This is a genomic window from Aestuariivirga sp., from assembly GCF_047602625.1.
In the GTDB taxonomy this organism is placed as follows: Bacteria; Pseudomonadota; Alphaproteobacteria; order Rhizobiales; family Aestuariivirgaceae; genus Aestuariivirga.
Map to the genome: position 1 here is coordinate 1,330,184 of NZ_JASGGV010000002.1, position 21,878 is coordinate 1,352,061.

At 62.8% G+C, this 21,878-nt stretch carries 21 protein-coding genes; 2 read left to right on the plus strand and 19 right to left on the minus strand.

What is annotated here, in order from left to right:
• Positions 1-61 precede the first annotated feature (61 nt).
• From QM694_RS11495 to QM694_RS11555, 13 genes are all read right to left on the minus strand, one after another.
• Positions 62-640: a sarcosine oxidase subunit gamma gene (locus QM694_RS11495; RefSeq protein ID WP_415007070.1), complete on the minus strand. Its 579-nt coding sequence runs from the start codon at positions 638-640 to the stop codon at positions 62-64.
• Entirely contained in the window at positions 633-3,551 is a 2,919-nt protein-coding gene (locus tag QM694_RS11500; RefSeq protein ID WP_415008616.1) for a sarcosine oxidase subunit alpha family protein, read from the minus strand. Before QM694_RS11500 ends, QM694_RS11495 begins: the two co-directional genes overlap by 8 nt.
• Positions 3,548-3,817 carry a sarcosine oxidase subunit delta gene (locus tag QM694_RS11505; RefSeq protein ID WP_415007071.1) on the minus strand — a complete coding sequence of 90 codons (270 nt, stop codon included), beginning with the start codon at positions 3,815-3,817 and terminating at the stop codon, positions 3,548-3,550. The genes QM694_RS11500 and QM694_RS11505 overlap by 4 nt, the downstream gene beginning before the upstream one ends.
• An 11-nt stretch (positions 3,818-3,828) precedes the next feature.
• On the minus strand, positions 3,829-5,079 hold the full coding sequence (locus QM694_RS11510) for a sarcosine oxidase subunit beta family protein (protein WP_415007072.1): 1,251 nt from the start codon (positions 5,077-5,079) through the stop codon (positions 3,829-3,831).
• 161 nt (positions 5,080-5,240) lie between these two features.
• A complete protein-coding gene (glnT, locus tag QM694_RS11515; RefSeq protein ID WP_415007073.1) occupies positions 5,241-6,545 on the minus strand; it encodes a type III glutamate--ammonia ligase in 1,305 nt (434 codons plus the stop codon).
• A gap of 26 nt (positions 6,546-6,571) precedes the next feature.
• A complete protein-coding gene (locus QM694_RS11520; RefSeq protein WP_415007074.1) occupies positions 6,572-7,183 on the minus strand; it encodes a LysE family translocator in 612 nt (203 codons plus the stop codon).
• A gap of 2 nt (positions 7,184-7,185) precedes the next feature.
• Positions 7,186-8,514, minus strand: a complete 1,329-nt coding sequence (locus tag QM694_RS11525) for an FMN-binding glutamate synthase family protein (RefSeq protein WP_415007075.1) — start codon at positions 8,512-8,514, stop codon at positions 7,186-7,188.
• An 8-nt stretch (positions 8,515-8,522) separates the two neighbouring features.
• Positions 8,523-9,206 (minus strand): protein GlxC, encoded by a 684-nt coding sequence (locus QM694_RS11530; RefSeq protein WP_415007076.1) that lies wholly within the window; start codon positions 9,204-9,206, stop codon positions 8,523-8,525.
• The gene (locus QM694_RS11535; RefSeq protein WP_415007077.1) at positions 9,203-10,105 is read right to left on the minus strand and encodes a class II glutamine amidotransferase; all 903 of its coding nucleotides are present in this window, start codon (positions 10,103-10,105) and stop codon (positions 9,203-9,205) included. The genes QM694_RS11530 and QM694_RS11535 overlap by 4 nt, the downstream gene beginning before the upstream one ends.
• Positions 10,106-10,196: 91 nt before the next feature.
• Entirely contained in the window at positions 10,197-11,207 is a 1,011-nt protein-coding gene (locus tag QM694_RS11540) for a ribonuclease T2 family protein (protein WP_415007078.1), read from the minus strand.
• 152 nt (positions 11,208-11,359) lie between these two features.
• The gene (locus QM694_RS11545; RefSeq protein ID WP_415007079.1) at positions 11,360-11,500 is read right to left on the minus strand and encodes a type II toxin-antitoxin system Phd/YefM family antitoxin; all 141 of its coding nucleotides are present in this window, start codon (positions 11,498-11,500) and stop codon (positions 11,360-11,362) included.
• A 32-nt stretch (positions 11,501-11,532) separates the two neighbouring features.
• Positions 11,533-12,183, minus strand: a complete 651-nt coding sequence (locus QM694_RS11550) for a DUF4375 domain-containing protein (protein WP_415007080.1) — start codon at positions 12,181-12,183, stop codon at positions 11,533-11,535.
• Positions 12,180-12,836: a helix-turn-helix domain-containing protein gene (locus tag QM694_RS11555; RefSeq protein WP_415007081.1), complete on the minus strand. Its 657-nt coding sequence runs from the start codon at positions 12,834-12,836 to the stop codon at positions 12,180-12,182. The genes QM694_RS11550 and QM694_RS11555 overlap by 4 nt, the downstream gene beginning before the upstream one ends.
• A 370-nt stretch (positions 12,837-13,206) precedes the next feature.
• Between QM694_RS11555 and cysD the strand changes: the two genes are divergently transcribed.
• Positions 13,207-14,142 carry a sulfate adenylyltransferase subunit CysD gene (gene cysD / locus QM694_RS11560; RefSeq protein WP_415008617.1) on the plus strand — a complete coding sequence of 312 codons (936 nt, stop codon included), beginning with the start codon at positions 13,207-13,209 and terminating at the stop codon, positions 14,140-14,142.
• A 17-nt stretch (positions 14,143-14,159) separates the two neighbouring features.
• Here cysD and QM694_RS11565 read toward each other — a convergent pair whose 3' ends face one another.
• Positions 14,160-14,507, minus strand: a complete 348-nt coding sequence (locus QM694_RS11565; protein WP_415007082.1) for a GIY-YIG nuclease family protein — start codon at positions 14,505-14,507, stop codon at positions 14,160-14,162.
• An 89-nt stretch (positions 14,508-14,596) separates the two neighbouring features.
• Here QM694_RS11565 and cysN point away from each other — a divergent pair, with 89 nt between their 5' ends.
• Positions 14,597-16,504: a sulfate adenylyltransferase subunit CysN gene (cysN, locus tag QM694_RS11570; protein WP_415007083.1), complete on the plus strand. Its 1,908-nt coding sequence runs from the start codon at positions 14,597-14,599 to the stop codon at positions 16,502-16,504.
• Positions 16,505-16,517: 13 nt separating this feature from the next.
• On the opposite strand, the gene QM694_RS11575 is transcribed toward cysN, so the two are convergent.
• The 5 genes from QM694_RS11575 to QM694_RS11595 form a co-directional block, all read right to left on the minus strand.
• Positions 16,518-16,775 (minus strand): hypothetical protein, encoded by a 258-nt coding sequence (locus QM694_RS11575; protein WP_415007084.1) that lies wholly within the window; start codon positions 16,773-16,775, stop codon positions 16,518-16,520.
• 63 nt (positions 16,776-16,838) lie between these two features.
• Positions 16,839-17,432, minus strand: a complete 594-nt coding sequence (locus QM694_RS11580; protein ID WP_415007085.1) for a 2-hydroxychromene-2-carboxylate isomerase — start codon at positions 17,430-17,432, stop codon at positions 16,839-16,841.
• A complete protein-coding gene (locus tag QM694_RS11585; protein ID WP_415007086.1) occupies positions 17,429-18,985 on the minus strand; it encodes an AMP-binding protein in 1,557 nt (518 codons plus the stop codon). The genes QM694_RS11580 and QM694_RS11585 overlap by 4 nt, the downstream gene beginning before the upstream one ends.
• The gene (gene hutH / locus QM694_RS11590) at positions 18,976-20,508 is read right to left on the minus strand and encodes a histidine ammonia-lyase (protein WP_415007087.1); all 1,533 of its coding nucleotides are present in this window, start codon (positions 20,506-20,508) and stop codon (positions 18,976-18,978) included. The genes QM694_RS11585 and hutH overlap by 10 nt, the downstream gene beginning before the upstream one ends.
• On the minus strand, positions 20,505-21,869 hold the full coding sequence (locus QM694_RS11595) for a formimidoylglutamate deiminase (protein WP_415007088.1): 1,365 nt from the start codon (positions 21,867-21,869) through the stop codon (positions 20,505-20,507). The genes hutH and QM694_RS11595 overlap by 4 nt, the downstream gene beginning before the upstream one ends.
• Positions 21,870-21,878 lie beyond the last annotated feature (9 nt).

Genomic DNA, 21,878 nt, shown 5'->3' on the forward strand with positions numbered 1-21,878 from the left:
GCCTCTCACCCTCATCCGGCGCTGCGCGCCACCTTCTCCCGCAAGGGGAGAAGGGGAATCGCTACATCACCTGATAGCCATATTCTTCTGATTGCTCGGTTAGCCATTCCCAGAAGCTTTCGGCGAAGCCGCGGAAGACGGAGAGTTCGAAGGCATCCTCTCCGGTGCGGGTGAGGTGGATGCCGACATGCGCCATCTGGGTGACGGCGCTCTGGCCGATCGCGAATTGATCCGTGTGCAGATCAACCGGCGTGCCCTTGGCCAGAACGGCGCGGGCTTTGGGGCCTGAGATGCGGAGGATGACGCGGCCGTGGCTCTGGTCGATCACCGAGGCTGACCCGTCGAGCGCCTGCTTCAGCTCGCGGTAAAGCGCGCCCTCGCCCCGTTGATCGGCCACCACGTAATATTGGTCCGGCCCCGCCCACAGCGCCGAGGCGCCCAGCGCTTTCTTGACCGCCGCAGCCTTACCTTGCCGCGCGATGACGGTGACGATGGAACAGGGATGGCGCACCGAAAGAAACACGCCGGGCGCACCCTGATCAGCGCCGAAACGGCCCTGGATCGCCACGTCAGCGAGGGGCGAAACGCGCGGGAAACTCTGTTCGGCAACGGCAGGCTGTTTGGCGGGCGATTTAGGCATGGAGCCTCGCATTCTCCTTGTCGAAATGCATGGGATCGCAAATCTCCGCCAGCACATGATGATTGCGCAGGCCATCGAAGACATGGACGATCTCGCCATGCCGCGCGCGTCCATTGGCAAGCAGCGCCAGGCCGATCCACTTGTCCAGCATCGGCGACCACGCGACGGAGGTGATATAGCCCTGATCATTGGCCATCGACGGCTTGTCGCCGCGCTTCAAGAGATGCGAGCCGGAGCGGATGCGGCCATCCCTCTCGACCGGGCGGATGCCGACCACGCATTGCCGGTTGGGATCAACCAGCCCTTCGCGCTGCGCCATCATGCGGCCGATGAAATCCTTCTTGGTGGACATCATCTTGCCGAGGCCCAGATCGCCCGCCGTGGTGGTGCCGTTCAATTCCCCGCCCGCCACATGGCCCTTCTCGATGCGCATCATGGAGAGCGCCTCGACGCCATAGGGCGTGATGCCGAATTCCTCGCCCGCCTGCATGAGCGCCCGGGCCACCATGTTTCCGTAATCAGCGCCCACCGCCAGCTCATAGGCATGTTCACCCGAGAAGGAGATGCGGAACAGCCGCGCCGGGATGCCGCCCAGGACGCTGATCTCCTTCGCCGCCAGATAGGGGAAGCTCTCGTCGTTGAGGGTGACGCCATCGACGATCTTCTGCAGCGTGGCGCGCGATTTGGGACCGGCCACCGCCATCTGCGCCCATTGCTCGGTGACCGACGTGTAGGTGACATCGAGATCGGGCCACAGCGCCTGATGCGCGAATTCAAGCTGCGACATGACCTTGGCCGCATTGGCGGTCGTGGTGGTCATCACGAAATGATCATCCGCCAGGCGCGACGTGGTGCCGTCATCATAGACGATGCCGTCCTCGCGCAGCATCAGCCCATAGCGCGCCTTGTTGACTGCCAGCGTGGAGAAGGTGTTGCAATAAAGCCTGTCGAGAAGCGCGCCCGCATCCTTGCCCTGAACGTCGATCTTGCCGAGCGTCGAGACATCGCACAAGCCCACGCCGGCGCGCGTGGCTTTCACCTCGCGCGAGGCGGAGGCAAGCCAGTCCTCGCCTTCTCGCGGGAACCACGAGGAGCGCATCCACAGGCCCGTTTCGACGAAGACCGCGCCCTGCTCATCCGCCCATTCATGGAGCGGCGTCTTGCGCACCGGCTGGAAGTGGTGTCCGGTGAAGGGGCCTGCCATCGCGCCGAAGGAGACCGGCGTATAATAGGGGCGGAAAGTGGTGGTGCCCACCTCGTCCATGCTCTTGCCCGTCGCTTCGGCAAGGATGGCGATGGCGTTCACATTGCCGAGCTTGCCCTGGTCGGTCGCCATGCCGGTGGTGGTGTAGCGCTTGGCGAGCTCGACATCATTGTAGCCTTCGCGCGCCGCCAGCGGCAGGTCCTTGGCGGTTGAGTCGTTCTGGTAGTCGATGAAGGCCTTGCCGGTTGAGGTCTTGACCCACCAGAACGGCGTGATGGCGAAGACGTCATCGTTGCATGTGGGAACGGCGGGCGTCTTGCCCTTGAGCGTGCCGGCGCGCGCGCCATCGCTCAGGCAGTCCGACAGCAGCATGTGGCCCGCAGCCGAGCCCGCCGCCACAAAGCCTTCGCCCACATCGGGGGGCACGAAGCCGGAAATCTTTTCGTCCCAGCGGGGCTTTGCGCCGCGATGGCACATGAGGTTGACGATCGGGCTCCAGCCGCCCGACATGGCCACCGTATCGCAGGGGATGTGGCTGTGACCGTCAAGATCGATGCTGGCCACACCCTTGCCGCCCTTCACGTCCGAAATCGTCCGTCCACGGAGCACCGGGATGCCGCCCGCCTCAGCCCTGGCATCGGCGCGCGTATCGACGATCACCTCGACATGGACGCCATGGGTCTTCATGTTGCGCGCCGTGCGGTAGGCTGAATCATTGTTGGCGAACACCACAACGGATTTGCCCGCCGCCGCCGCATAGCGGTTGGCATAGGCGCGCATGGCGGAGGCCAGCATGACGCCCGGCACGTCATTGCCGCCAAAGGCGATGGGGCGCTCTTCGGCACCCGCCGCCAGCACGGCCCTTTTGGCGATGATGCGCCAGTAACGCTGGCGCGGCTCATAAGGCGAAGGCTCGGGGAGGTGGTCGCTCACCCGCTCCACCGCGCCGAAGATGTTGCCGTCATACCAGCCGAACACGGTGGTGCGGGGCAGAAGCGTGACGTTGGGCATGGCCGAGAGTTCGCCGATGACACTTTCCGCCCAGTCACGCCCGTGCTGGCCGCCGATCTCCTCATTCTCCCACAACAGGGAGCCGCCGAGCCGTGAACCTTCATCGGCCAGCAGCACCCGCGCACCGGAGCGCGCCGCCGTCTGCGCCGCCATGAGGCCGGCGGGGCCTGAGCCGATCACCAGCAGGTCGCAATGGGCATAGCTCTTTTCATATTTGTCGGGGTCGGCCTCCTTGGACGCAACGCCAAGGCCCGCCGCGCGGCGGATCAGGGGCTCATAGATCTTCTCCCAGAAGCTTTTGGGCCACATGAAGGTCTTGTAGTAGAAGCCCGCCACGAACATCGACGAGGCCAGCGAATTGATGGCGCCGATGTCGCGCCTGAGCGACGGCCAGCGGTTCTGGCTGATGGCGGAGAGGCCATCATAAAGCTCGATCATGGTGGCGCGGGTGTTGGCTTCCTGCCGGCCGCCATGGCGCACCGTCATCAGCGCGTTGGGCTCCGATGCGCCCGCCGAAATGACGCCGCGCGGGCGGTGATATTTGAACGAGCGGCCCATGAGGTGCACGCCATTGGCGATCAGCGCCGAGGCCAGCGTGTCTCCGGCATGGCCGGTGAAGGCCTTGCCGTCGAAGGCGAAGTTCAGCGTGGTGGCGCGGTCGATCAGCCCGCCCTCTGGCAAACGGAAGGAGGTCATTTCGCGGCCCATGCCTTTGCTGTCACGCAACCATAGACCTCATGCGTCTGGGTGTTGCGGCTCACCACAAGCCACGAGCGGCAGCCGCCGGAGTGATGCACATATTCATCGAAGCGGCCTTTGGGATTGTCGCGCAGATACACATAGTCGAACCACTGATCCATGGTGGCGGGATCATTGGACTGCGGGCGCTTCACCGAGGCGTCACCCAGGAAGGTGAACTCCTCGACCGGCCGTGTTCCGCAATGGGGGCATGGAATCAGCATCTCTCACATCCTCAGTGCAGGTTGGGCGTTGCGCCCTGGCCTTTTTCGTCAATCATGTAGCCGCGCCGGAAGCGGTCGAGCCGGTAGGCCTCGTTCAGTGTGTGGCGCTCGTCTTTCGCAATCGTATGCGCGAAGCACCAGCCGGACGCAGGCGTTGCCTTGAAGCCGCCATAGCACCAGCCCGCATTGAGATAGAGGCCGTTGATATGCGTCTTGTCGATGATCGGCGAACCATCCATCGACATGTCCATGATGCCGCCCCATGAGCGGAGCACGCGGATGCGCGAGAGGCCGGGGATCATGGCGACGCCCGCCTCGATCACATGCTCGACCATCGGCAGATTGCCGCGCCGTGCATAGCTATTATAGCCATCGATATCGCCGCCAAACACGAGGCCGCCCTTGTCGGACTGCGAAACATAGAAATGCCCCGCGCCAAAGGTGATGACGCCATCGACATAGGGCTTGAGGCCCTCCGACACGAAGGCCTGCAGCACATGGCTTTCGATGGGAAGTTTCATGCCCGCCATGGCAGCGACCTCGGACGAATTGCCCGCCGCCGCGAGGCCCAGCTTCTTGCAGCCGATGAAGCCGCGCGTGGTTTCAACGCCCTTCACCTGGCCGTTCTCGATGCGGATGCCCTTCACCTCGCAATTCTGGATGATGTCGACGCCGCGTGAATCAGCGCCCCGCGCATAGCCCCACGCCACCGCATCGTGGCGCACCGTGCCGCCGCGCCGCTGGATCAGCCCGCCCTTGATGGGAAAGCGCGCGTTCTGGAAATCGAGGAAGGGATACATCTCCCTGACCGCGTGGGCATCGAGCAGTTCGGCATCGACGCCGTCGATCCGCATGGCATTGCCGCGCCGGGCGAAAGCATCGCGCTGCGCATCGGTGTGGCAGAGGTTGAGGACGCCCCGCTGCGAGACCATGGCGTTGAAATTAAAATCCTGCTCGAGATTTTCCCACAGCTTCATCGACCATTCGTAGAACGGGTTGTTGCCGGGCAGCATGTAGTTGGAGCGGATGATGGTGGTGTTGCGGCCGATGTTGCCCGAACCGAGCCAGCTTTTTTCAAGCACCGCAATGTTGCGGAGGCCATGCTCCTTGGCGAGGTAATAGGCGGTGGCCAGCCCATGCCCGCCGCCGCCGACGATCACCACGTCATAGGAGGCCTTGGGTTCGGGCTCTCGCCACGCCGGTGTCCAATTTTTGTGGCCGGAGAGCGTGTTCTTCAGCAGTGAGAAGACTGAATATTTCATCGACCTGTCCTTTGCGTCTTCTCCCGCAGAGCGGGAGAAGAAGGGTCCCGCTGCAAGGCAGCGGGGAGATGAGGGGCTTCAGGCGCCCGAAGGCCCTCTCCTCTCCCGCCGCTGCGCGCCGGGCCCCTTTCCTCCCCCGCAGGCGGGGGAGGACGAGCGGTTTAGCAATCCAGCGTCGACTCGCGCTCCCACTGGGTGAGATGGCGGCAATACTGGTTCCATTCATTGTGCTTGAGCTTGAGATAGCCTTGCGACACCTCGCTGCCCAGCGCGTTCTGCAGATAACTGTCGCCCTCGAAATTGCGCAGCGCGTCGAGGAGATTCAGCGGCAGCTTGCGCGCATCCTTGATCTTGTGGCCCTCGGCATACATGTCGATGTCGAGGCGCTGGCCGGGATTGATCTTCTCCTCAACCCCATGCATGCCCGCCGCCATGATGGCGGCCAGCAGCAGATAGGGGTTGGCGGCGCAATCCGGCAGGCGGTATTCGCAGCGGCCCTGGTCGGGAATGCGCACCATGTGGGTGCGGTTGTTGCCGCCATAGGTGATCGACGACGGCGACCATGTGGCCCCCGAAATGGTGCGCGGCGCATTGATGCGCTTGTAGCTGTTGACGGTGGGGTTGGTGATCGCCGCCATGCCCGCCGCATGCTGCATCAGGCCGCCGATGAAATTATAGCCGAGCTCCGACACGCCGAGTTCGCCCTTCGGATCCTCGAACAGGTTCTTCTTGCGCGCCTTGTCCCACACCGAGATGTGCACATGGCAGCCGTTGCCGGTGAGGTTGATGAAGGGTTTGGGCATGAAGGTGGCGCGGAGGCCATGTTTCTCGGCGATTGACTTCACCATGAACTTGAAGAAGGCGAGCTGGTCCGCCGTGGTGAGCGCGTCGTTGAAGTTCCAGTTGATCTCGAACTGGCCGTTGGCGTCCTCATGGTCGTTCTGGTAGGGGCCCCAGCCCAGCGCGATCATCGTGGTGGTGATCTCGCCGATCACATCGAGGCGGCGCATGATCGAGGCCTGGTCGTAGCAGGGCTTCTCCTGCGTGTCGCGGCTGTCGGACACCGCCGAGCCATCGGCATTGATGAGATGGAATTCGGGTTCGACGCCGGCCATCAGCGTCATGCCCTTGGCGGCCAGCGCTTCCGTCATCTTGCGCAGCACCACGCGCGGCGCCTGAGCGAGGGGCTCACCCTTCATCCACGGCTCGCCCGCAACCCACGCGACCTCCGGCCGCCACGGCAGCGGGATGATGGCATTGGTATCGGGCATCACCAGAATATCGGGGTGCGCCGGCGTCTGGTCGAGCCAGGTGGCGAAGCCGGCAAAGCCCGCACCCGCCTTCTGCATCTTGCCTGCCGCTTCGGCGGGCACCAGCTTGGCGCGCTGCGTGCCGAACAGGTCGGTGAAGTTGAACAGGAAGAACTTGATCCCGTTGTCCTTGGCATATTTGGCGAGGTCGCCCATGATTTCGTTTCTCCCTGCGTCTTGTTTTAACGTGTTGCGATAATGGCGGCAGCGCCGCCCATGGCGGTGGCGCTGGCGCGATTGGCGAGTTTCATGGCGCGTGGGCTTTTGAGCCAGCCCCTGGCCCAGGCGGCGGCGAAGGCCCAGGCAAGATCGACCGTCATCATCACCATGAGCGCCACACCGACGAGTTCGGCAAGGCCGAGCCCCGAGACGTGATCGAGATTGATGAGCGACGGCAGCAGCGCCAGATAGAAGACCATGATCTTGGGATTGCCGAGGGTGAGCGCCATGCCGGTGAAGAACATCTTGAACGGCGAACGCTGCGAGGGCAGCGCCGCGGCTTCCGCATCGACCGGCGCATGCCACATCTTCCACGCCAGCCAGGCCAGATAGGCGACGCCCATATATTTGAGCGTGGCGAAGGCGAGATAGAAGGTCTTGGCCACGAAGCCCAGGCCCAGCACGGCGGCAACGAGCCACGCCGCCTCGCCGATCCACATGGCGGCGAGGAACGGCAGCACGCTGCCGATGCCGCCGCTGATGACGCGCGCCACCAGCGCCGCGACGCTGGGACCGGGCGAACCCGCATTCACCAGCAGGGCGGCAGCGAAGAGGCCGAGCGCCGTCAGCTCCATGCTCAGTATCCGCCCCGTCCCGGTATCCAGTTGGTGCCGGCCAGCGGAACGCCCGCCATGGCGGCGGCTTCGACGGTCAGCGAGCAGAGATCCTCGGGCTCGAGATTGTGCAGATGGCTCTTGCCGCAGGCGCGCGCCACCGTCTGCGCCTCAAGCGTCATGACCTTCAGATAGTTGGAGAGACGCCGGCCCGCCTTGACGGGATCGAGACGCGCCGCCAGCACCGGATCCTGCGTGGTGATGCCGGCGGGATCGCGGCCCTCGTGCCAATCGTCATAGGCGCCGGCCGTGGTTCCGAGCGCCTTGTATTCTTCTTCCAGGTGCGGGTCATTGTCGCCCAGCGCCACCAGCGCCGCCGTGCCGATGGCAACCGCATCAGCGCCGAGCGCCAGCGCCTTCGCCACATCGGCCCCGTTGCGGATGCCGCCCGAGATGATGAGCTGCACCTTGCGGTGCATGCCCAGATCCTGAAGGGCCTTCACCGCCGGGCGGATGCAGGCGAGCGTCGGGATGCCGACGTTCTCGATGAACACCTCTTGCGTGGCGGCGGTGCCGCCCTGCATGCCGTCGAGCACCACGACATCGGCCCCGGATTTGACGGCCAGCGCCACGTCATAATAGGGCCTGGTGCCGCCGACCTTCACATAGATGGGTTTTTCCCATTCGGTGATTTCGCGGAGTTCGTTAATCTTGATTTCGAGATCGTCCGGCCCCGTCCAGTCAGGATGGCGGCAGGCCGAACGCTGGTCGATGCCCTTGGGCAGGCAGCGCATGGCGGCCACGCGGTCGGAAATCTTCTGGCCCAGCAGCATGCCGCCGCCGCCGGGCTTCGCACCCTGGCCGACCACCACCTCGATCGCATCGGCCTTGCGGAGATCGTCCGGGTTCATGCCATAGCGCGACGGGAGATACTGATAGACGAGCTGCTTGGATTGCCCGCGCTCTTCCGGCGTCATGCCGCCGTCGCCCGTCGTTGTGGAGGTGCCCGCCATCGAAGCGCCACGGCCCAGCGCCTCCTTGGCCTGTGCGGAGAGCGAGCCGAAGCTCATGCCCGCGATGGTGATCGGAATCTTGAGTTCGATGGGCTTCTTCGCATAGCGCGTGCCGAGCACGACATCGGTGCCGCATTTCTCGCGGTAGCCTTCCAGCGGATAGCGCGAGATCGATGCGCCCAGAAACAGCAGGTCATCGAAATGCGGCAGCTTGCGCTTGGCGCCCGCACCGCGAATGTCATAGATGCCGGTGGTGGCGGCGCGGCGGATTTCCGACAGCGTATAATCGTCGAAGGTCGCCGACTTCCGGGGAAGCGTGTGGGGTGTGTTGATATCCATCTCAGCCCTCAGTATGCGTCGGCGTGATCGACATTGAAATTGTAGAGTTTGCGCGCCGAGCCATAGCGGCGGAAATCCTGCGGCCGGTCCTTGCGCTTGGCGGCCTCGAGCAGCTTCGCCAGATCTTCAAGGTGTTCCGCCCGCATCTCTTTCTCGATGCAGTCGGAGCCGAGGTTGGCGACCTTGCCCTTCACATAAAGGCGCGCCTCATAGATCGAGTCGCCCAAAGCCTCGCCCGCATCGCCGCAGACGACGAGATTGCCGCGCTGCGCCATGAAGGCCGACATGTGGCCGACCGAGCCCCCCACCACGATGTCGACGCCCTTCATCGAAATGCCGCAGCGTGACGAGGCATCGCCATCGATGACCAGCAACCCGCCATTGGCGGTGGCGCCCGCCGATTCAGAGGCGTTGCCCTTGATCCACACGAGGCCGGACATCATGTTTTCGGCGACGCCGACGCCGGCATGGCCGTGCACGATGATCTCCGACTCCTTGTTCATGCCGCCGCAATAGAAGCCAACATGGCCATGCACTTCGACATGGAAGGGGCCATCGAGCCCCACGGCGATCGAATGTTGGCCCATCGGATTCTTGATGGCCCAGTGGCGCTCGTTGGTGGATTTCGCCAGGCCGTGCAGGTGCTGGTTGATGCCCCGCACACCCAGCGTCTTGAGATCAAGTTCGTTCATGCGTGTCCGCCCCAGGTGTAAATCGTCGTCGGTTCCGGTTCCCATATCTTGGCGTCGTCAGCACCCGGAAGATGCGCGATGGCGCGGTATTCGGTGGCCATCGCCACCCAGTCATCGGTTTCGGCCATGACGGCGTGCTTGCAGGCGATGGGATCGCGCACCACGGCAAAGCCATCCGCCGTGCCGACCAGGAAGGTATAGAAGCCATCGAGATCCTTGAGGCCGTCTTCCAGCGCTTCCTTGAGCGTGGCGCCCGAGCGCAGCTTCCATGTCATGTAGGCGGCGGCGACTTCGGTGTCGTTCTCGGTCTGGAATTCCATGCCCTCGCGCTTGAGATTTTCGCGCAGGCGGTTGTGGTTGGAGAGCGAGCCATTGTGGACGAGGCAGAGATCGGCGCCGGTGGCGAAGGGATGCGAGCCTGCCGTGGTGACCGCACTTTCGGTGGCCATGCGGGTGTGGCCGATGATGTGCGTGCCCTTGGCCTTCTCGAGATCGAACTTCTCATAGACGTTTTCGGGCAGCCCCGTTTCCTTGAAGATTTCGATGGTATGGCCCGAGCCCACCACGCGCACCTCCGGGTGATGCTTCTTCAGCCAGGCGACAACCGCATCTTCCTTGCCGGTGGTGACGAGGATGCAGTGGTTGCCGATTACCTTGATGGTGGCATCGCACTTGAGCGCCTTCTCGAGGCCGGTATCGATCTTCTTCCAGTCATATTTCGCATCGTCATGGGCGAGCGAAAACTTCGTGTGATTCTTCTTCACCGGGTTGCGGTAGACGGCGACGCCCGCCGAGTCCGGCCCCCGGTGGGTCATCTCGATGATCATGGGCTTGAACATCTCGCCCAGCTTGGGTTGCAGCTTGGGGTTCTTGAGGTAAAGTCCGACGATGCCGCACATGGCGCATGCTCCCTGACGAGTGGTGCGGGAGTCATATCAGGGCATTTTGGCCGTTTCAACCAGCAGGAACTATTTTTTCACTTGGGGAATGTCATTGCAGCCCTGCGGGGTCCACAATGCCGCCCGGGCAGCCGGGATCGGTGGGGCCTGCGGCGGCGATCAGATCGGCCACCGAAGTGCCCGATGAAATGTCGCCCCTGAGGCCCACCGTCATTTCCACGATGAGCTGCCGCCCGCCGTCGCTCTTGCAGGACAGCCTGACGCGCTGCCCGGCGCCCACGCCGAACGCCTGATCGAAGGCTGCGCGGATTTCCGCATTTGTCACCTTCTGGCCGATCCTCTGGGCAAACAGGGCCTGAACGGGCGAGGCGTTGATAGCCTCCGCCATGCGGATGGCATCGCGGAAATATTGGTCGGCATTGCCGCCGGGATAGCAGGTGCCGTGCTTTGTCCATTCATGGCGCTCCAGCACCGACTGGGTGCCGGGCATCACTTTATCGAGTGCCGCCTTGGTGGCAGGGGTGAGATCGGGTTCGGGCAAATCGTCCCAGCGGTGATTGCCGTCGGCATCAATGTCGGCGGTGGAGACATTGCAATAGGCAATGCGGCGCGGCTGCGGCCAGAGGCCGTGCAGACTCAAATGTGTCGCGTCGAATCCATCCGGTGTCTGCGCCTTGCATTCAGCCTTGTCAGGCAGCTCCTCGCAGAAGGCCGGCTCCCAGGAGAGCGCCAGGACATAGAGCTGCGAGCCCGGCTTGACGGCGGTTTTATCCTTGCCCTTGTCATCCGGAGTTGTGGCGGGTGGTGCTGCATCGGCAGTGCCGATCACGCCGCAGCCGATCGCCACCCAGCGCTGCGGTGGCTTGGCATCGGGCACGGTGATCCAGTAGTGCGTGGCGTCGTCCTTGTTCTTGCCGAGGAGATCATAGCTGTGGCCCGGGGACACCGCGGCATTGTCGGGGTTCGTTCCCTTCTTGATCGACACGACAGCCGGGCAATCCTTCGACGCCGTGAAGGTGCCGGAGAGTTTCACCTGGGCCGAAGCGGGCAGGCTTGCGAGGAGAAGGGCCACGCAGAACAGGGAGCGGAGAAGCACGTTCATTCAAACCTCACGATGCGAAATGCCGTCTTTCCCGCGACGGCGGGAATCCCGCTTGCCCCCGCCATGAAGCGGGACCCTCGCCGCCGCGAGGGTGACGGATAGGGGGGAGAGTCTTGCTGCTCGAACCGCCAACATGATCAAACGTCAAATGATCAACGATCCGCTGGCCGGTGCGGGTGAAGATCGGCCACGGGCTTGCCGTGACGGGTGACGACAATAGTTTCACCCGCTTCGACCCGCGCCATGATTTCCAGCCATCGCGCCTTGATTTCGGTGATTGACAGGCGCGTCACTTCTTGCCTCGCGTCAGGATGGCTCGCAACAGTCATTTTGAAATGACGACAAAGCTGTCGGCGTGGCGCGCAATGTATCTGCGAATGCAGGCCAGCGTACTGTCCCGTATGACATCGTAAGCTTGCGATGAGTCATCGCCGTCGTCATTCTCGGGAAAGTATTTCTCCATGAGTCCCATATATTTTTCCCATGCCGCTTCTTTGTCTCCACTCTGGTTATTGGCGGTAAATTGCTGTTGAGCCGCAGTCCAGTCAGCCATGAAGCTTGTGTGCGACAGCCTCTCAATTTCTTTGCCAAGCAAATTCGCGGCTTCCGTGCATCCCTTCCCCGCGAATGCCGATTCCATTTGCGGCACATATCCGCCCTTATTGAAAAAAAGCTGGCCTACGCCGCCATTCTGGATTTCTCCATCCGCATCTCCAGCCAACACAAACAGCTGCTGGTCAGGATTCAGCAACTTGAAATCTGCGCTATCGATTTCGCCCCATTTCCCGTGATCATCCATTTTGGGGTTATCAAAAAACAGGAACTGCCAGGGATCGCTCTCCGGATCGCCAAGAAATTCCTGAAACGCCTTCGCATTTGTGTTCAGCCTCAAATCCATTTCAGATGCCTCAGCCTTTAACAACCAAATCGAACTAAAGATGAACGCGAAGGCGCATGTTCGCAGCCAGCCCTTCATTCCTCCCTCCGGTAGGAAATCACCGACAGATAGCGGATCGGCAGTTTGCGGAGTTCTTCCGGCCCGTGCGGCGCGTCGGCGTCGAAGAACAGGGCATCGCCGGGGTGCATGTCATAGGTCTTGTCGCCGTGGCGGTAGACTACGTTTCCCTCGATCATATAGAGGAATTCGAGCCCCGCATGCTGGAAGGTGGGGAATACATCTGACTCGTGCGTCAGGGTAATCATGTAAGGCTCGACCATCACCGGGCCGTGCGGGCTGTGGCCGAGAAGCTGGTATTGGTGGCCGGCCCGGGTGCCGCGGCGCTCGATGGTAAGCCCCTGCCCCGCCTTGACGAAGGTGGCATCGCGGGTTTCCTCAAAGCCCCGGAACAGCGCGGTGACCGGCACCTGCAGCGCCCGGCCGAGCGCCTGAAGCGAGGCGAGCGACGGCGAGGTGGCGCCGTTCTCGATCTTCGACAGCATGCCCGCCGACATGTCAGCCGATTTCGCCAGTTCCGAAATGGTGAGGCCCAGCTTTTCGCGGAAGCCCTTCACCTCGCGTCCGATCGCCTCCTCCAGCAGCTTGCCATCCATCACGGTGCGGCCGGCATGTGGCTCCTGATAGGGCAAGGCGGAGGATTTTGGGGATTTCGCGCGCGGTTTCTGGTCCATGATTTTCCCTACAGGAAAAATAATTTGGATGGCAGTAAAATTTTATCACCGAGAATAGGACTTATCCTTTTGATAGGATTGGCTCGGGGCATTTATGCACTAAAATAGGATATTCCCTCTCGACGGGTAGGCCATTCGGTGCTATCGCGCCTCCATGGATGACATTGCCAGGACTTTCCTGTCGGAGATCGACCGCTTTCTGCTGGCCAGCGGGATCGACCCGACCTCGCTCGGCAAGCAGGCGCTGGGCGACCCCTCCTTCGTGTTCGACCTGCGCAAAGGCCGCTCGCCCTCCACCCGCACCATCAACAAGGTGAGGGGCTGGATGGGCCAGCAAAGACCCGCAGCCACCCCCGCCCCGGAGAAAACCATGCCCGTTTCCCCCGCTGCCCCGGCCCTCGATCCCGGCCGCCTCACCCATCTCGAGCGCCTTGAGGCGGAATCGATCCACATCATCCGCGAAGTGGCGGCGGAATGCGAAAAGCCTGTCATGCTCTATTCCATCGGCAAGGATTCAGCCGTGATGCTGCATCTCGCCATGAAGGCCTTTTATCCCTCGAAACCGCCCTTCCCGCTGATGCATGTGGATACGCGCTGGAAGTTCCGCGACATGATCAAGATGCGCGATGAGACGGCAGCGAAGCTCGGCCTTGAACTGATCGTCCACATCAATCCCGAAGGTGTCGCCAAGAACGTCAACCCCTTCGACCATGGCTCGGCCCTTCACACGCAGATCATGAAGACCGATGGGCTGAAACAGGCGCTCGACAAATATGGCTTCGACGCGGCCTTCGGCGGCGCAAGGCGCGATGAGGAAAAATCCCGCGCCAAGGAGCGCATCTTCTCCTTCCGCGATACGCGCCACCGCTGGGACCCCAAGAACCAGCGCCCCGAACTCTGGAACCTCTACAACACGAGGAAGAACAAGGGCGAGTCGATCCGCGTCTTCCCGCTGTCGAACTGGACCGAGCTCGACATCTGGCAATATATCCACCGCGAGAAGATCGACATTGTGCCGCTTTACTTTGCCGCCGAACGACCGGTGGTGTGGCGCGACGGCCAGATGATCATGGTGGACGACGACCGCATGCGCCTCAATCCCGGCGAGACGCCGGAGATGAAGCGCATCCGCTTCCGCACGCTGGGCTGCTATCCCCTGACCGGCGCCATCGAATCCAACGCCACGACGCTGCTCGACATCGTCGAGGAAATGCTCGTCGCCACCTCCTCCGAACGCCAGGGCCGCGTCATCGACAAGGACCAGGCCGCCTCGATGGAGAAGAAGAAGCAGGAAGGATATTTCTGATGGCACTAAAAATGCCGTCACCCCCGCGAAGGCGGGGGGCCCGCGTCGAGCGGCACGAGCGTGGCGATGGGATCAATCGCCTCATGGAGATCGGCCCACGCCGGGTTCATCTCCTCGATGATGCGGAATTTCCACGCGCGATTCCATTTCTTCAGGCGCTTCTCGCGGCGGATCGCATCTTCCATCGTGTGATGATGCTCGTACCATACCAGCGTCTTGACGTTGTGTTGCTTCGTGAAGCCGCCAAACGCTTCGTTCTTGTGCTCGCACACGCGCGTCCACAGCGCGCTGGTGACGCCGACATAGAGCGTGCCGCGGTAGCGGCTGGCCATGATGTAGACGGCCGGGAACTTTTCATCGCGCATCGGTTCAAATTTGCATCGCCATTCATGCCCGTCAATCGCAGCGGGATCCCCGCCTGCGCGGGGATGACGGCTGGGGGAGGAGTTTTCGCATGACCCGCTTTATCGAATATACCGGCGGCGATGTTGAGGCCTATCTGCAGTCGCAGGAGCAGAAGGATCTGCTGCGCTTCATCACCTGCGGCTCCGTGGACGATGGCAAGTCGACGCTGATCGGCAGGCTTCTCTATGAAGCGAAGATGCTGTTCGAGGATCAGCTTTCGGCGCTCGAAGCCGACTCCAAGAAGATGGGCACGCAGGGCGGCAATCTCGATTTCGCGCTGCTCGTCGATGGCCTCGCCGCCGAGCGCGAGCAGGGCATCACCATCGATGTGGCCTACCGCGCCTTCACCACCGACAAGCGCAAGTTCATCGTCGCCGACACGCCGGGGCATGAACAATATACGCGCAACATGGCGACCGGCGCATCAACAGCCGATCTCGCCATCATCCTGATCGACGCGAGGAAGGGCGTGCTGACGCAGACGCGCCGCCACACCTTCATCTGCACGCTGCTCGGCATCCGCCATCTCGTGGTGGCGGTGAACAAGATGGATTTGATGGACTACCGGCAGGACGTCTTCGAGAAGATCGAGGCGGACTACCGCGCCTTCGCACGCACGCTGGGGGCCGAGAACATCACCGTCATCCCGCTCTCGGCACTGGCCGGCGACAACGTGATCGACCGCTCGCCCAAGATGCCGTGGTATCACGGCTCGACGCTGATGGCGCATCTGGAAACCGTGCCGGTGGGCGATGATCTCGACACCAAGCCCTTCCGCATGCCGGTGCAATGGGTGAACCGGCCCAACCAGAATTTCCGCGGCTTCTCCGGCACCATCGCATCGGGCACCGTGAAGCCGGGCGACGCCATCAAGGTGATGCCCTCGGCGCGCACGTCCACAGTGACCAGCATCGTCACCTATGGCGGCGATCTGGCGGAGGCCAAGGCCGGGCAGTCCATCACGCTGACGCTCGCTGATGAAGTGGACGCCAGCCGCGGCGACGTGATCTCGATTGCCAATGACCCTGTTGAAGTCTCCGACCAGTTTGAAGTCGAGATCCTGTGGATGGGTGACGAGCCCATGCTGCCGGGCCGCCCCTATCTCATCAAGTCCGGCACCTCGCTGATCCCCGGCTCGCTTGAGGAACTCAAGTTCAAGGTGAACGTCAACACCATGGAGCATGTGGCGGCGAAGAGCCTGTCACTGAACGAGATCGGCGTCTGCAACCTCGAGCTTGACAAGCCGCTGGCCTTCGCGCCCTACAAGGAGAACAAGCAGCTCGGCTCCTTCATCATCATCGACCGGTTCTCCAACAACACGGTCGGCATGGGACTGATCCATTTCGCGCTGCGCCGCGCCGCCAACATTCACTGGCAGGCGGTGGATGTGAGCAAGGCCTCGCGCGCGGCACTTTCAGGCCAGAAGCCGGCGATCCTGTGGTTCACCGGCCTTTCGGGCGCGGGCAAATCAACCATCGCCAATCTGGTGGAGAAGAAACTGCACGCAGCAGGCCACATGACCTATCTGCTGGATGGCGACAACATCCGCCACGGACTGAACCGCGACCTGGGCTTCTCCGACGCCGACCGCGTGGAGAATATCCGCCGCGTGGCCGAAGTCTCGAAGCTGATGGTGGATGCGGGGCTGATCGTGCTCGTCTCCTTCATCTCGCCCTTCCGTTCGGAACGGCTGATGGCGCGCGAAATGGTGGCGCAGGGAGAATTCGTCGAGGTCTTCGTGGATACGCCTTTGGCCGATGCCGAGAAGCGCGACGTGAAGGGACTTTATGCCAAGGCGCGGCGCGGCGAGATCAAGCACTTCACCGGCATTTCATCGGCCTATGAAGCGCCGGAGCGCCCGGAAATCCGCGTCGATACGGTGATTACGCCCGCCGAAGCGGCGGCCGACCGCATCGTGGCTTATCTCGCGGAAACGGGAAGGCTCAGCAAGGGCTGAGCCTCTCGACCCGCTACTTGATCATGTAAATGTAAGCTGTGCTGACGTTGTAGCGTTCGGCCAGCTTGGTGACGGGGACGCCCTTCTTGCGCTGGGCCATGATTTCAGCACGCATCTTCTTCGCCTCAACGGCGGTGCGGCGATGGCGCTTGCTCTTGCCGGTTTTTGAAACCTTGACGGGCGCCGGGGCCTTGGCGGCCTGATCGAGAAGTTTCTGTGCGGTCGCGATGATCTTCTTCAAATTGGAAGTTTGCCGCTTGGTCAGGTACATGCGTGTCGATCCATGTTGTGATGTGAATAACCCCGCCTAGCGCGGTTGACCCAGCGAATCAAATCAAATCGGCTGCGAAGTTAGATGGAGATCGAGCAGATCAAGCCGGTCGTTACCAAAATAAAGTTTCGTTCCCGTATCAACAGTGGGCACGCCAAATACGCCGCGCGCTATGGCTTCCTGTGTATTTGACGCAACTTGCGCCTTGTAAGTTTCACTCTGCGCCGCCGCTTTCACGGCCTCGCCATCGAGGCCGCAATCCCCGGCCCACAATGCAAGTTGATCGAGGCTGCTGATGTCGCCTTCTTCCGCCCAATAACCAAGCAAAACCCGTTTGACGAATGATTCGGCCTTGTTTTGTTCCGCAGCCCACAGGCAGGCGCGCAGGGCGCGCGAATTGCGCAGCGGGTAGTGTGAGTGATAGTGCACATTAAGTTTTTGCAATGCCGCCCAGTCCTGCAAATCCTGCTGATACCAGGCAACGAAAGCCGGATTGGCTTCGAGCGGGCGCCGCCCGTTGATCTGGTCCGCCATGGTGGGGAGATGAAGGGGCCGCCACAACAACTCACGCTTGTGCTTGCGCGCCAGATCGCCAATGCGATGCGCGGCCAGGTAGCACCACGGCGAATGCACATCAAACCAGAAGGTGAGCGTCATGCGAGAATGTCCATGCGCTTCTCCTCCGCCCACTGACGAAGTTCAATCTTACGGATCTTGCCCGATGGCGTGAGCGGAAAATTTTTCACTTTGTAAATCACCGCCGGAGACTTGAACTTGGCAATGCGCGATGAACAGAAGGCGCGGAGATCATCGGCCTTCACATCCTGAGCGAGCGCCACGGCGGCGGCGACCGCCTCGCCATAATAATCGTCCTTCACCGCGAAGACGGCGATCTGCGCCACGGCGGGATGCTGCTGCAGCACGTTTTCGATCTCGGCGGGATAGATGTTCTCGCCGCCGCGGATGATCATGTCGCGCAAACGCCCGCCTGCGACGACAAGACGGCCATCGGGCCGCAGGTAACCAAGATCGCCGCTGCGCAGCCAGCCATCGGGCAGGATCGTCTCCGCCGTGTCCTCGGGCTTTTTGTAATAGCCTTCCATCACCATGGGGCCGCGCGCCTGTACCTCGCCAATTTCGCCATCCGGCATCAGCGCCAAGGACACGGGATCGGCGATCCGCACCTCATAGCCGGGAAGGATTTCGCCCGCCGTCTCCCAGCGCAGCGGATCGTCATGGCGCGGGCAGGCAAAGAGCGTCGCCCCTTCCGTCTGCCCGTAGACTTGGGCAAGGCCGGGCATCGGAAATTCCCCCGCGCAACGCTTCAGCACATCGGGGTTGCAGTCGGCCCCGCCGCAAGAGCCGGCGCGCAGGCTTGAGAGATCATATTGCTTCCGCGCCGGATGATCGAGCATGGCGAGATAGGAGGTTGGAACGCCCGACATGAAGGTGCAGCGCTCGGCCTCGATCACCTTGAACATCAGCTCTGGATCGAAACTCGGCACGCCCACATAGGCACCGCCGAATTGCAGCGCGCCCTCAATATTCATGATGCAGCCCGCGCAGTGAAAGAGCGGGATGATCGACGTCCAACGGTCGCCGGTGCGGAACCCCATGCGGGTGGCGGCACCCCGCGCATTCATCATCATGGCGCGGTGGGAAAGCAGCGCACCTTTTGGAAATCCGGTGGTGCCCGACGTATAAAGCAAAGCGGCCACGGATGCTGGATCGGCCACGGCGGGCGTGAAGTCATGCGCCTCGGCGATGAGCTGCGGATAGTCCTCTTCCAGCGTGAAGACATGCTGGAGCAGCGGCAACTCCGGCCGGAGCGCCGTGACATTTTCAAGATAGGGATTGGAACGGTAGCTGGTGGAGCAGATCAATGCCCTGGCATCGGACTGTTTCAGCGCATAAGCGAGATCATCCTTCCTGTAGTGCGTGTTGAGTGGCACGAACACGGCACCCAAAGCAGCTGAGGCCATCTGCACCACCGGCCATTCCACGCGGTTCTCGGCCAGCAACGCAATGTGATCCCCCGCCTTGAGGCCGCGCGCCGAAAGGGCGGCGGCAAGCGCCAGCGCCTCATCATGGTAGCGGCGGAAGCTGTAACGCGCGCCCTGATGCGGAAACACCAGCGCATCGGCATCAGGCCAAAGGGCTGCGGCGCGCCTGAGCGCCGGCCAGGGGTGATCGAAAATCTCTAGCGGCATCCCAGATCCGGAAGAAGCTGCGGCACGAACGGATCAAACGCGGCGGAGGCGACCAGCCCCGCCACGGCCTCGGTGTCGGTTGAGAACTCGCGGTCTTCATCGCGCCTGGCCGCCTTGCTGCGGATCAGGAGATGCGCGGCTTCGAGAATGACCGACGAGGCGAGCGGCCGCCGGAACTCGAAGCCCTCCACCGCCGCCATCATTTCAATGGCGATGATGCGCGACAGGTTGGCATTCATCGGCCCGAGCCTGCGCGCTCCGTGGGTGGCCATCGAGACGTGATCTTCCTGATTGGCAGAGGTGGGCGCTGAATCGACGGATGCCGGATGCGACATCTGCTTGTTCTCGCTCATCAGCGCGGCAGCGGTGCATTGCGGGATCATGAAGCCCGAATTGAGGCCGGGATTGCGGATGAGGAAGGGCGGCAGCAGCGAAATCGTCGTGTCGATCAGCGCCGCGATGCGCCGCTCGCAAAGCGAGCCCATTTCGGCAATCGCCATGGCGATCATGTCAGCCGCGAAGGCCACGGGCTCGGCATGGAAATTGCCGCCCGACAGCACCGCGCCATCTTCCGCGAAGACCAGCGGATTGTCGGACACCGCATTGGCCTCGATCATCAGCGTGCGCGCCGCATTGGCGAGAAGATCGAGGCAGGCACCCATCACCTGTGGCTGGCAGCGGAAGGAATAGGGATCCTGCACGCGGTCATCATTTTCGAGATGCGAGGCGCGGATGGCGCTGCCCGCCAGCAGCCTGCGAAAATGCGAGGCCGCCAGCGTCTGCCCCGGATGGGGACGAAGCGCATGGATGCGCGGATCGAAGGGCGTATCGGAGCCCATGACGGCATCAACCGACATGGCGCCGGAAAGGATCGCCGCGGCGGCATTACGTTCCGCGCCGATCAAGCCGGCCAGCGCCAGCGCGGTGGAGACCTGCGTGCCGTTCAGCAGCGCCAGCCCTTCCTTGGGGCCGAGCGGCACCGGGTGCTGCCCGGCGATGCGCAACGCCTCACGCCCGCCGACCCGCTTGTGGTGAGCCTCCGCCTCGCCTTCTCCAATCAACACGAGGCTCAGATGCGCGAGGGGCGCCAAGTCGCCCGATGCGCCGACCGAACCCTGGCCCGGAATGCAAGGCAGCACATCGGTGTTGATCAGCGCCACCAAAGTCTGCATGGCCCGCAGCGAAATTCCCGAAGCGCCCTGCGCCAGCGAATTGAGCTTGAGGAGAAGAATGAGGCGAACCACGGCGCGCGGCAACAACTCGCCCACCCCCGCCGCATGTGAGCGCACGATATTGATCTGGAGCAGATTGAGTTGATCGTTGGCGATGCGCGTCTTGGCCAGCTTGCCGAAGCCGGTGTTGACGCCATAGATCGCATCGCCCGTGGCCAGCAATCGCGTGACCGTCTCCGCGCTCCGCGTGATACGGGCGCGCGCGTGCTGCGTGAGATCAACCTGGATGGGGCCTGCGAGCGCGGCCTTCACATCATCGAGGCTTAACGGCGTGTCGCCGATGCGGATCATGTCATCAGTCTCCGGACGGTGTTGCGGAAGCGGGTTTCGATGTCGTCTTCGCGGATATGGCGGCCGTTCTTCACCACATGTTCGCCGCCCACCAGCATATGCGCGACGGCCGGATTGCCGGCGGAAAAAATCCAGCTGTCGAGAAGCTGGTCTTCGCTGCGGCCGATGAGCGAAGGGTGTTCTGTGTCGAGCACGGCGATATCGGCGCGATGCCCCCGCGCGATCGCCCCCACCGGCTGGGTCATGGATGTCGCCCCGCCCTTGAGCGCCGCAGCATAAAGCGTGCGCCCTGTCGAAGCGCCGGGGCCAGAGGCCAGCGCATTGCGCGTGCGGTCACGAAGGCGCTGCGAATATTCGAGCATGCGCAGATCTTCCGAAGGCGAGACGGTGATGTGGCTGTCGGAGCCGATGGCGATGGCCCCGCCCTCTTTCAGATGATCGGTGGCCGGGAAAATGCCATCGCCGAGATTGGCTTCGGTGGTGGGGCAGAGGCCGGCGACGGCACCGGACGCCGCGAGGCGCTGCGTCTCGCGCGCTGTCATGTGGGTGGCGTGAATGGCCGTCCAGCGCGGGGAGAGATCGAAGTTCTCCAGCAGCATTTCAACAGGCCTGAGACCCGAGAAGGAGACGCAGTCCTCGACCTCCTTCACCTGCTCCGCCACATGGATATGGACAGGCGCATCGGGGGCGATGCCGTTCAGCACCTCTTGCAATAAGGCAGGCGTGACAGCACGGAGCGAATGCGGGGAAATGCCGAGCCGCCGCAGCGGGTGCGTGGCGCAGGCCTTGGCCAGCGTCTCGTGCATGCGGAGATAGCTGTCCGCCGAATGGATGAAGCGGCGCTGGCCCGTAACCGGCGGCTGCCCGCCGAAGCCGCCATGGGCATAGAGCGTGGGCAAGAGCGTGATGGCGATGCCCGCCTGCTCCGCCGCCGAGAGGCAGCGCAGCGAAAGCTCCGCCGGTTCGTCATAGGGCGCGCCATCGGGCTGATGGTGGAGATACTGGAACTCGCCCGCCACCGAGAATCCGGCTTTCAGCATTTCGACATAGAGCTGCGCCGCCACGGCTTCGAGATCATCCGGCCCGAGCCTCAGCGCGAAGCCGTACATCACCTCGCGCCACGTCCAGAAACTGTCGGCGCCCGGGCCTGCCTTCTCCGCCAGCCCCTGCATCAGCCGCTGATGCGCGTGGGAATGGACATTGGGCATGGCGGGAATGGCGGCGCCCATGATCTTGCGCCCGCCGCGCCCATTCGCGGTGACGGACTGGATCATCCCGTTCGCACCCACGGCGACGCTCACGTCCTTCGCCCAGCCTTCCGGCAGCAGCGCCTGCGCGAAATGAAATTTTCGGCTTTCCATGTTGCGCAC